The sequence below is a fragment of the Oscillatoria nigro-viridis PCC 7112 genome (assembly GCF_000317475.1).
Classification (GTDB): domain Bacteria; phylum Cyanobacteriota; class Cyanobacteriia; order Cyanobacteriales; family Microcoleaceae; genus Microcoleus; species Microcoleus nigroviridis.
Map to the genome: position 1 here is coordinate 3,742,886 of NC_019729.1, position 10,593 is coordinate 3,753,478.

8 protein-coding genes and 1 pseudogene are annotated in these 10,593 nt (G+C 46.9%); 6 read left to right on the forward strand and 3 right to left on the reverse strand.

Annotation, left to right across the window (positions count from 1 at the left end):
• Nucleotides 1-111: 111 nt before the first annotated feature.
• From OSC7112_RS42645 to OSC7112_RS41785, 3 genes and pseudogenes are all read left to right on the forward strand, one after another.
• A pseudogene (locus OSC7112_RS42645) lies at nt 112-201 on the forward strand (IS607 family transposase); the annotation flags it as partial.
• Nucleotides 199-753 carry an IS607 family transposase gene (locus tag OSC7112_RS15860; protein WP_510836811.1) on the forward strand — a complete coding sequence of 185 codons (555 nt, stop codon included), beginning with the start codon at nt 199-201 and terminating at the stop codon, nt 751-753. The pseudogene OSC7112_RS42645 and the gene OSC7112_RS15860, both read left to right, overlap by 3 nt.
• Nucleotides 683-1,945: an RNA-guided endonuclease InsQ/TnpB family protein gene (locus tag OSC7112_RS41785; RefSeq protein WP_051041516.1), complete on the forward strand. Its 1,263-nt coding sequence runs from the start codon at nt 683-685 to the stop codon at nt 1,943-1,945. Before OSC7112_RS15860 ends, OSC7112_RS41785 begins: the two co-directional genes overlap by 71 nt.
• Here the strand turns inward: OSC7112_RS41785 and OSC7112_RS15870 are convergent.
• Nucleotides 1,908-4,343 carry a c-type heme family protein gene (locus OSC7112_RS15870; protein WP_015176854.1) on the reverse strand — a complete coding sequence of 812 codons (2,436 nt, stop codon included), beginning with the start codon at nt 4,341-4,343 and terminating at the stop codon, nt 1,908-1,910. The two genes, OSC7112_RS41785 and OSC7112_RS15870, sit on opposite strands and share 38 nt — an antisense overlap.
• A gap of 144 nt (nt 4,344-4,487) precedes the next feature.
• Between OSC7112_RS15870 and OSC7112_RS15875 the strand changes: the two genes are divergently transcribed.
• Both OSC7112_RS15875 and OSC7112_RS15880 read left to right on the forward strand, forming a co-directional pair.
• The gene (locus OSC7112_RS15875; protein ID WP_015176855.1) at nt 4,488-5,513 is read left to right on the forward strand and encodes an ATP-binding response regulator; all 1,026 of its coding nucleotides are present in this window, start codon (nt 4,488-4,490) and stop codon (nt 5,511-5,513) included.
• Between the two features lie 275 nt (nt 5,514-5,788).
• Nucleotides 5,789-6,481 carry a response regulator transcription factor gene (locus OSC7112_RS15880; RefSeq protein WP_015176857.1) on the forward strand — a complete coding sequence of 231 codons (693 nt, stop codon included), beginning with the start codon at nt 5,789-5,791 and terminating at the stop codon, nt 6,479-6,481.
• Here the strand turns inward: OSC7112_RS15880 and OSC7112_RS15885 are convergent.
• On the reverse strand, nt 6,478-7,941 hold the full coding sequence (locus OSC7112_RS15885) for a hypothetical protein (protein WP_015176858.1): 1,464 nt from the start codon (nt 7,939-7,941) through the stop codon (nt 6,478-6,480). The genes OSC7112_RS15880 and OSC7112_RS15885 overlap by 4 nt on opposite strands.
• Before the next feature lie 276 nt (nt 7,942-8,217).
• Nucleotides 8,218-8,436, reverse strand: coding sequence for a hypothetical protein (locus OSC7112_RS38235; protein WP_150111550.1), 219 nt, complete (start codon nt 8,434-8,436; stop codon nt 8,218-8,220).
• A 142-nt stretch (nt 8,437-8,578) separates the two neighbouring features.
• Between OSC7112_RS38235 and OSC7112_RS15890 the strand changes: the two genes are divergently transcribed.
• Nucleotides 8,579-10,204, forward strand: coding sequence for a calcium-binding protein (locus OSC7112_RS15890; RefSeq protein WP_015176859.1), 1,626 nt, complete (start codon nt 8,579-8,581; stop codon nt 10,202-10,204).
• Nucleotides 10,205-10,593 lie beyond the last annotated feature (389 nt).

Genomic DNA, 10,593 nt, shown 5'->3' on the forward strand with positions numbered 1-10,593 from the left:
TAGCCTCGATCGGCAGGTGGAGTAATCCCTAGGACGAGTTTTTCTTAGACATTTCCGTAAAAGCCTCGACAATCGCTCTAGGATGGAGTGATTCACACAGAAAAACTCAATATGTCCAAATATGTACCACCAAGAATCGCTGTTCAACGACTTGGAGTATGTTCAAAAACCCTTGAGCGGTGGGAAAAAGAAGGGAAAATCAAAGCCTACAGAACACCGTCAGGACAGCGACGGTACGACTGCGACTCAATTGTCGATATTCCATCTACTAAACCAACCATCCTCTACGCCAGAGTTAGCAGTCGAAGTCAAAAAGCCGACCTTCCACGACAGACTGACTTTCTTCTGTCTCGCTACCCCGGATGTGAAATCATCCAAGACATCGGGAGCGGCCTCAATTTCAAAAGGAAAGGTCTTATCGCCCTACTGGAACACATTTACACAGGCGACATCGGAATGGTTGTCATTGCCTCAAAAGATAGGCTGTGCCGATTCGGGTTCGATCTTATCTCATGGTTTGCGGAGCGGGGCGGGTGTAAAATTCTGGTTCTCAACAATAACTCACTTAGTCCAGAAAGAAAAAGGGTTCAAGACATACTCGCCATCATCCACGTCTTCAGTTGCCGACTCTACGGACTCAAAAAGTACAAAAAGCAAATCATTGAAGACTCTGACCTACCGAGTGTACCCAAAGGGGGAGACCAAGAAAATCTGGCTACTGAGGATTCACGCCAATCGAAAAGTCTACAATAACGCGATAGCTTACCTCAATCAACATCAAGGAAAATTTACCTACTACACAGTGGACAAAAAGACCAATCAGCCAGTATTAAAGACTTCAGGCAAGCAAGCATTTCGGAGTTTTTGTAAAACCTTGGACTACCAGATAATCCCTGAGTGGTGCAAAGAGCTAGGAATAGCTCACGGGTTAGATAACGCACTCTTTGAGGCTTACACAGCTTGGAAGAAAACCGACAAGCAGCCCGCTCAAACAGGTAAAGGAAAAAATGCCAAAATTAATCCTTTAGTCGGATTAAAGTTAGCACGATTCCGAGCGGTCCGCGACCAAAAACAGACAATTCAGTTCGCTCCTGGCGACTACAAGAATGGTCATCTAATGGCTAATGCTAGTAAAGTTTTAGAGAAGCCTCTTTGGACTGGACAAGATTTTTGCTTGACTAACTACAACAAAGCCGTAGAAGTTACCTACAACAAAGGGCGTTGGTTTGTAAATATGCCTGTAGAGATGGACGTTCCAGAACCAAAGAATGGTGGTAAGACCATCGCACTTGACCCCGGACTGCGCTGTTTCTTGACCGGGTTTGATGGCAATTATTTCACTGAATTCGGTAAATACGACTTTGGGAGAATCGCTAGGATATGTCAACATTTAGACAAAATGCAGTCAAAGCTTAGCAAATTAAAAGGTGGTGAGTTTTCCCGATTGCGTTACCGACTAAGACAGGCGATGGAAAAAGTTAGGACTAAAATCAAGAACTTGCGTTCGGAAATTCACAAGCAAGTGGGAAGCTACTTGGCACGCAATTACGATGTCATTTACTTGCCAACTTTTGAAACTTCTCAAATGGTGGCAAAAGGTACTCGCCAGCTCAATTCTAAGTCAGCGAGAGCAATGATGACTTGGGCATTCTATCAATTCTCCCAAACCTTAGAACATCTCTGTAATCGTTACGGTTCGAGATTGGTTAGGGTAACTGAAGAATACACTTCTAAAACTTGTACAAAATGCGGTCATATTCATACAAATTTGGGCGGTTCTAAAGTCTTTAGATGCCCCAATTGTGGTTGTGAAATACCCCGTGACTTTAATGGTGCTTTGGGAATTTTTCTCAAAGCTTTGTGGGATACCACCATACTCTCAGACGTGTCTGATGAGTGTGCTATATTCAGATTTTCGCCGATTGTCGGGGATTGTCTGAATTAAAAGTATCAGGAACGGTTAGGGCAATGATGTCTTCATAACACAGGCGATCGGCTAAATCGTTGAGGGCGTGGGTGAGGTCAGGACGATCGGCCGGGATTTGTGCAATTAACTTGCGAATTTTCTTGATATTGAGTTCGATCGCGGCTTGATGCAACTGTTCTATCCAAGCTGTTGGCATTCCTGTCAAGTCAGAAGCAGTCAGAGGGCGAAGGGATGGGGAAGAAAGCGGCTTGTCCTCGACATAAACATAGCGAACCCCTAGATATTCTGCCATTTTGGCAAAGATAGTTTCAGTCCGAAAAGGTTTGCGTACAAAATCGTCAAACCCAGCAGCTATAGCAACTTGACGCTCTTCTTCAAAAGCGCTACCCGTCAAGGCAATAATAATAGGAAAAGGAACACCCATAGCTTGACTGCTAGCCTCGATCTGCTGGGTGGCAGCATATCCATCCATGACAGGCATCCGAATATCCATCCAAATGAGATGCGGTTGCCAACTTTGCCAAAGCGCGATCGCCTCTTGTCCGTTAATAGCTGTTTGCACCTCAAATCCGATCGGGATTAGTAATTCCACCAACAGTTGGCGATTTTCAAGTTTATCGTCAACAACTAGAATTCGATAGGTAATTTGTCCGTCAGCCAGTCCGACAATAGATCGTTCTTGTTTTGGTGATGCGATCGCCTTTGCAGCCAACTCCACTTGAATTTCAAACCGGAAAGTGCTGCCTTTGCCGGGAATACTCTCAACAGCAATCTCCCCTCCCATGAGTTGTACGAATTTCCGACTGATAGACAATCCCAGTCCGGTTCCCTCTTGAGAATGCTGTCCGGTTGCTGTTTGGACGAAGGGCTCGAACAGGCGATCTCGTTCCGAGGGAGCAATGCCGGCACCCGTGTCTGCTACGGTGAATTGGAGAGTGCCTTCTTCACCTCTTGTTACTCGTAGGGCGACACTTCCGGCTTGGGTAAACTTAATCGCATTACCGAGCAAATTGATTAACACCTGACGTAATTTAGCTTCATCGGTACGAACGAATTGAGGCACATCGCTCGATCGACTAAACTTAAGTTGCAAACCCTTCGATTCGGCTTTCAAACTGAGCATTTGTTGTAGCGTATCTAGCAGCGCGTAAAGGTCAAAATCCCTTGCTTGGAAAGTTATCCGTCCCGCTTCGATCTTGGACATTTCCAAGACATTGTTAATCAACGCCAGTAGGTGTTCGCCGCTGCGATTAATCGTGTCCAAATATCGCTGTTGCGTCTGCGGCGCGAGGTTGCTGATTCCAGCAGCATCGCTTGGCGATCGCAACATTAATTGAGTAAAACCGAGAATGGCATTGAGTGGAGTTCGCAACTCGTGACTCATGTTAGCCAAAAACTGACTCTTCGCCCGATCGGCCGCTTCAGCTTTAGCTTTAGCTTTCTCAGCTTCTTTCATGCTATCTGCCAATTGCGCCGTGCGCTGTTCGACAGCTTGGCTGAGGTTGCGTTCGCGGGCGCTGACTTCGTGGGCCATATCCTGAAAAGTGCGGGCCAGTTGTCCCGGTTCGTCGCCTCGTTGCGCCACTTTGGCAATTTCCGGCGCGTTAAATGCGCCCACTTGTTCTGCGGTAATGGGCCGCGCACTGACTTGATGAGCGATCGCAGTCAGTTGCTTCAGTGGTTGAATCACTCGCCGCTTCAACCACCTGTTAATCGATAACACAGCCACCGCAAACATCGCCATAAAAATGCTCATCACCGGCACCATATTCCGGCGGCTGTGGGCAAAAACTTCATCAGCAGGAACGTAAATCATTTGGGTGGCAACCACTTCATCTAACTTCCAGCCAAAGCCCGTTCGATCGCCGTAAATGGCAATTTGACCTTTGGGCGCATCGGCTGGCTTGCCGTGACATTGCAGGCAACTGGCTTCTTTCATTGCCAGGGGTCGGGCGATGTAAAATAGGGTCGATCCTGCGGTTTTTCGGTAGCCCGAAAGTTCTGAAAGATCCGGCTGACGGCGAAACTGTTCGACGAGTGCGGTTTCAAACCGATCGGCGCGATCTCGGAGATTCGAGGGGTTGGGGGCTGCTTCTTTGTAGAAAAAGCCGTGGTAGTCGGGGAGATAGCGAAATCGTTCAAAAATTTCTCGCGCGGCAAAGGCAGGAATAGCTTCTGGCAAAAAGGTAGACTTGGTGTCTAGACTATTTTGCAGCAGGGGACTGACGCGCTGAATCGTGTAGTTGCGGGCAGAGTCGATCGTCTCCATCAAAATGCTTGCCCGCGTGGTAATCTCTTCTTCTGCCGCGTGTCGTAGGGTATTCCACAGGGTGAGCCCACTCAGCAAGATACCTGCCAGAAAAACCAGGGCAAGCAAGAAGGTAAATTGCGATCCGAGTTTTAGTCTGCCCAGCATTATCTCTATCTCCGGTTTCGATCGGGTGATATTTTTTTGTTCGATATGTTTTTTGTTAAACAGGTGAATTGAAGGTTAACTTTGATTTAGAGGGAACAGGAATTCGGAAAAATTGTTCTCCCGTCCCTTGTGCGATAGATAGTTATGAATGCCCCTCAACCCCCAAGTGCAGATATTCTCATCGTAGACGATACCATAGAGAATCTTCATCTGCTGTCCGAGATGCTGGCGCAGCAAGGTTATGAAGTTCGCATCGTCAAGAGTGGGGCAATGGCATTAAGAGGCGTGCAAGCGCAACCCCCCGATTTGATTTTGCTGGATATCATGATGCCCCAGATGGATGGATATGAAGTGTGTCAGCACTTGAAAGCTAATCCCCAAACCGATAATATTCCGGTGATTTTTATCAGTGCGCTCAATGAAGTATTCGATAAGGTGAAAGCGTTTGCGGTGGGTGGAGCGGACTATATTACCAAACCCTTTCAAATCGAAGAAGTTTGTGCTAGAGTAGCGCATCAATTGACGATTCGCCGCTTGCAAATGCAGGTGGAAGATCTGGCGATCGAGCAGGAACGCAATCGGATTGCCCGCGATATTCACGATTCTTTAGGTCATTCGCTGGTAGCGCTCAACCTGCACATGGAAACGGCACTGGCGATGTGGAACGAACATCCAGATCGAGCATATCCGTTTCTCGTGAAAGCCAAACAACTGGGTTCCGAGGCATTGCAAGCCGTGCGGCAATCGGTGTCGGCCATGCGGGACGATCCGTTGCAGGGGAAGGGATTGGCAGAGGCGATCGCGCATTTAATTCAAGCATTTCACCAAACGACAAGCGTACAACCCAACTGTCAGATTCACCTCGATCGATCTGTTTCCCATGCTGTCAATATTGCCCTCTATCGAATCGTGCAAGAGGGGTTGACTAATATCTGCAAGTATGCAGCAGCAACAGCGGTACAGCTTCAGATTGAATCGAATGCTGCCGGAATTTTCCTCAAGCTTCAGGATAATGGTAAAGGCTTTCAAATGGGTGAGAGTCGATCGGGTTTTGGTCTTCAGGGAATGCAGGAGCGAGTGGCGGCTTTAGGCGGATCTTTGGAGATTGCCAGCGAACTCGATCGGGGATGTTGTATTAATGCTTATTTTCCAGTGATGGGTAATTGGTAATTGGGCATTGGGAATTGGTAATTGGTAATGATTAACATAACGAGCGTCAATGTTGTAAACCGCGCATGGGCTATAAAATACGCGCGAGCAAGATACCTGCACTCCTAGTAATATCACATCCGGTAGCATCGGCATGATGACTTTCTCTCCCATTTCTCTGCCTCCTCTGCGGCCTCTGTGGTTTAATCATTACAAGGCAACCAAAAGTAATATAAATTATAACTTTCCACTTTCAATTTTAAACTTGCAACTTCAAATTTTAACTCTAAACTCTTATGATTCGTATATTACTTGTTGAAGACCAGGACTTAATTCGGAGTAGCTTAAAAGCATTGTTGGAAACCCAGCCAGATTTACAAATTGTCGGGGAAGCAAACAACGGACAGCGGGCGATCGAACAACTCGAAGTATTGCATACCCAATTTTTACCGCCCGATGTCGTGCTGATGGATATCCAGATGCCGATTATGGATGGGGTGAAGGCAACTCAACACATCTGTCAGAAATATCCCGATACAAAAATTCTCATTTTGACGACATTTAACGACACCCAATATATTGCCGAAGCGATTCGCTATGGAGCCAAAGGATATGTCTTGAAGGATACGCCCGCAGCAGAATTAGTTGAAGCAATTCACAGCATTTATAAAGGTTACACTCAGTTTGGACCTGGCATTTTAGAAAAGATGGTAGCGCAGGCGATCGCGCCCAAACCAAACAAACTCGAACTGCCACCAGGCATGACAGAATTGACTGCTAGAGAACGAGAAGTGCTGCTGTTAATTGCTAAAGGGTCTAGCAATCGCGAAATTGCTCAAACATTATTTTTATCGGAAGGAACGGTCAGAAATCATATCAGTCATATTCTAGCGCGATTGAATTTGCGCGATCGAACTCAAGCGGCACTCGTTGCCAATTCCTTCCTTACTTGGTTGGAAAACTCCGAATCTTCTGGGTCGATCGACTAATATCTGGCAACGCGATCGGGCAATTTCCTACTGCGGTAAGTTAAAGGCAATCCGCTATATTTCAGGCGTTGTGCCGCCCATTTCGGTTCCTGACTCAAAGACAGCGACATCGTACCATCTTTGGCAACCTGATACACCCAGGTATATCCCGGACAGACTGACGATTCCAAATTGGGAAGGGTCCCAGGCCATTGACCCGTTTTAGCAGCCAAAGCGTTCGCTTGCAAAACTTTCTGAGTCAACTCAGAATCCAGCATAAACTTTTGCCCTTTGGCAGGCTGATTGAAAGAGGAAGGAAAGGTAATTTGACCGACGACGTTCCAGAAAGCAGGCCGTTCTTTGAACTCGAACGCATCAGATGCACAGACATTCATCGGTTGCGCTTGGTACTGTTCGATCGCCTTTTTGTTAACTTGATACCCATCGATCGCCGAGAATCGCAGCCATAGTTTTGTTATGGGAGATAGTGACACGGCTGCCAGCGTTGCGGCTTGTTTTTGTAGGGTTTTAGCGGGGGTTGGATTGATAGCGGGGGTTGGATTGTATTCAAAAAGCTCAACTGTGGTGAATATTTCTTTGGGGGGAGTCCTGCGAATCCTGTTAAAATACCCGAAATATTCTCCTTGAATGGATGTTACAACTGACTGCGAATAATCGCGATCGACCAAACGCTGCTGCCATTCGATCGGAAGATTGCCTAATTTTCGCATCGTTCCGGCAATATACCGTCCGTTAATCAGATTCACCAATTGACCGATCAGGAGTGGACTGTCTTCTAAAGAGGTGTTGATTTGCCAAGTGGTTTCCAACATCGATCGAGCGGCTTCTGTTTGCCCGTTTCGCTGTTTTTCAAGGATATCCAAGGCCAGAACTTTTTGCAGTTGGGCGATACCCAAATAACTCGGCAAGGGAAACGCAAAATCTCCTTCTAAAACAGGATCGAGGTTCATTTTCCAAACGGGTGCGCCTTGGCGAGAAACCACTTCTCGAATCTGCGCGATCGTCTTGGCATTAACTTTCAAATATTGCTGGAGTTCGGGTGGGGGTCGATCGATTTCGCTGCTGGGTTTAGTAATTTGGGCGTTGAGGTATTCCTTTAGTTTTGGTTCGATCGCTTCCCAAGATTTCCGATCGCCCGGTTCGATCGCGATTTTGGCAATGTCTCGGGCAAATTTACTTTTGGTATCTTCCGACCAAGAATACACATTGAATCCTAGCTGAGCGGACAGAGTTTTCAGGGCGATCGCCGTTTCGTTATAATCAGTTTGTCTCGTAACTTTGCTGCTAAAAGCTGCTAACTCTGCTTCGATTTCTTGTTCGCGTCTTTCGGCGATGAAATTTCCGGCTACAAGGGAGGCGATGAAATTTCCGCCTACAAGGGAAAGGAAAATCAGCCCGATCGTCCCGATCTCAGACCATTTAACAATTGGATTGCCCAATACTTTCAAGGCTTTTTTCATTTTGTAGTGCAAATCTATACTGGTTTCTATGAAATGAAGAAATTTGTTGCCAAAAAGCTGTACGCTTTGTTGGGGACATTTTTGTTAAGAAGAGAGCGATCGCGCCCTTACTTACCATTCTAGCCTAAAAATCACTGTAGCGTCAAGATCCAAGATTTAGGGTAAGCATTGGAACATCATATTATTGGTTATTGGTTGTTTGTTGTTTGTTGTTTTTTAGTAAAAAATCGCCAATAATATCTAAACAATTTTCTCGTAAATTGAGTTGAAATCCAGTTAGTAAAGGTTCACCACATATCGTTTGCGGATTTTCCAAACATAAATCTCTATTAACGATTTATCTGCGATCGATTTCTCTAGATTCGGGGATGCCAGACGATCGCAATTCGTTTCCAAGCGCTCGACTTCGATGGTGTTGCGATCGATCGCCAATTTACCAAAAACTCTTCCCTTGTTCGATCGCCCGTGACAAATGTCATGGCTCGATCGTGACATTTGTCTGATGCGATCGACCCAGCTCGAACGATATCTTCAATATATCAACAGCAACCAGCAATTATTTACATTGCATCTACACTTTCAAATTAAAAATTCAACGCCTAACAATTACTCAAAACAATTAGGAGGAATCCCTATTATGGCTACTGGAACAAATGGTAACGATGCTCTTTATTCCGATCGTCCTTCGACCAATTCTTGGTTGCGTCTTCCCCGGTTGTCATACGATCCCTATCTATCTGGACTCGCAGGGAATGACAGCCTGTATGGTGGAGTGCGCGATGACATTCTATCGGGAGGCGATGGCGACGATCTTCTGTTTGGGGAAGGTGGAAACGACACCTTAAACGGTGGCAGCGGCAACGACACGATGTTTGGTGGTGCAGGCGATGACCTTTACTCTGTCGATAGCATTGAAGATAGAGTCATCGAAGCTTTGAATGGCGGCATCGATACAGTGGAAAGTTCGATCGAATCCTACCGGTTGGGAGATAACATCGAAAACCTGATTCTGAAAGGAAATACGGCACTTTGGGGTACGGGCAACAGCCTCAACAACCAGATGGTAGGCAATGGGGAAAATAATGCTTTTGTCGGGATGGAGGGAAATGACAGCCTTTGGGGAAATGCAGGCGACGATCAACTCACGGGTAGTAGCGGTGATGACTTGATGGTGGGTGGCATTGGTAATGATACTTATTGGGTAGAAGATCGGGGCGACCGAGTAGTCGAAGATGCCGAAAGTGGCACGGATGCGGTTTTTGCCACCGTCAATTACGCCTTGAGCGCTAACGTCGAAAATTTGTACCTCTCTCCCCATAGTAGTGCAATCAGCGGATCGGGAAATGCGCTCAACAACTTCATCGGACTTGCGAATACAGGTTCTGATAGGTTCGGTGTCAGCGAGCAAAACCTGGGCTTATTCGGTTGGGATGGCGATGACACCCTCGAAGGCGGTTCGGGAAATGACGTATTGCATGGCGGTACGGGTAACGATTTGATGCGGGGCGGCGCGGGTGATGACACTTATACCGCAGACAGTTTGGGCGATATCGTTATCGAACAGCCCGATAATGGGATTGATACGGTGTTAGTGATTGCGAGCTATACGCTGCCCGATAACGTCGAAAATCTTACTGTGTCGAGCCTGTGGCACGAGGCGATCGATGGTACCGGCAATTCCCTGAATAATGTCATCACTGCTAACGATGGCGATAACAAACTCGATGGTGGCGATGGAGATGACACAATTTACAGTGAATGGGGTAACGATATTGTTTCCGGTGGCAACGGCAATGATGTTTTGTTCGGCACGGCCAGGATGTCCGAACTCTTATCGGGGAACGATGCCGATACCCTGACGGGAGGTGCAGGGGACGATCGCTTTGCCTACACCAGCTTCAACTTTGCTTACAATATCTCGAAAAATACAGGCGATATCATTACCGATTTTGCCAATGGCAATGATGTGTTGGATTTACGAGAACTGCTGGCTGGTGTGTACGCCAACGCACAGTATCTTATCGGCGATCCCATTGCCCAAGGCTTTCTGCGCTTGGTGGATGTGGGTGGCGATACGCAAGTGCAAATCGACTCAGATGGAACTGAGACTGCAAGTGGATTCACCACGTTAGTTACTGTTAAGGGGATTGCACCCGATGGGTTGAAGATCGGTCAAAATCTCCTGGTTCCGGCAACCACTACCATCATGCCAGCCCCAGCACCTGCCAGCGTAAATGCGATCGAGCTCGTACCGTCTTTGTGAGGCCCAGGCGCGCTTTTAACAGTCATCAGTCATCAGTCATGAGTTATCAGTCATTAGTCATTAGCCATCACTGGGTTGATGACTAATGTCATGGGGCGATCGTGATATTGCGGTTTCATTCTTTGTAGGGGCCGTGCCCCCGTGCCGGCCCCGATGTCTGAAATAACTCATATCTTGCACCATTCTCAAGAACAGGCAAGATGCCTGTTCCACAATAAAATTTACTCTTTGTGGAACAGGCATCTTGCCTGTTCCTAAAAGCCTTATTGAGAATGGTGCAACATCTCAGAAATAACCGACCATTTGTCGGTGGGGGGGTAGGCACGGGGGCACTACCCCTACAGATATTTACAACTGAAATAGGATCGCCCGTGACATTTGTCATGGCC

Excerpts from the sequence above, each read along its gene's own strand:
- OSC7112_RS15885 (WP_015176858.1), bottom strand. The coding sequence starts at position 7,941 with ATGAAAAAAGCCTTGAAAGTATTGGGCAATCCAATTGTTAAATGGTCT.
- OSC7112_RS15870 (WP_015176854.1), bottom strand. The coding sequence starts at position 4,343 with ATGCTGGGCAGACTAAAACTCGGATCGCAATTTACCTTCTTGCTTGCC.
- OSC7112_RS15890 (WP_015176859.1), top strand. The coding sequence starts at position 8,579 with ATGGCTACTGGAACAAATGGTAACGATGCTCTTTATTCCGATCGTCCT.
- OSC7112_RS15880 (WP_015176857.1), top strand. The coding sequence starts at position 5,789 with ATGATTCGTATATTACTTGTTGAAGACCAGGACTTAATTCGGAGTAGC.
- OSC7112_RS15875 (WP_015176855.1), top strand. The coding sequence starts at position 4,488 with ATGAATGCCCCTCAACCCCCAAGTGCAGATATTCTCATCGTAGACGAT.
- OSC7112_RS38235 (WP_150111550.1), bottom strand. The coding sequence starts at position 8,436 with ATGTCACGATCGAGCCATGACATTTGTCACGGGCGATCGAACAAGGGA.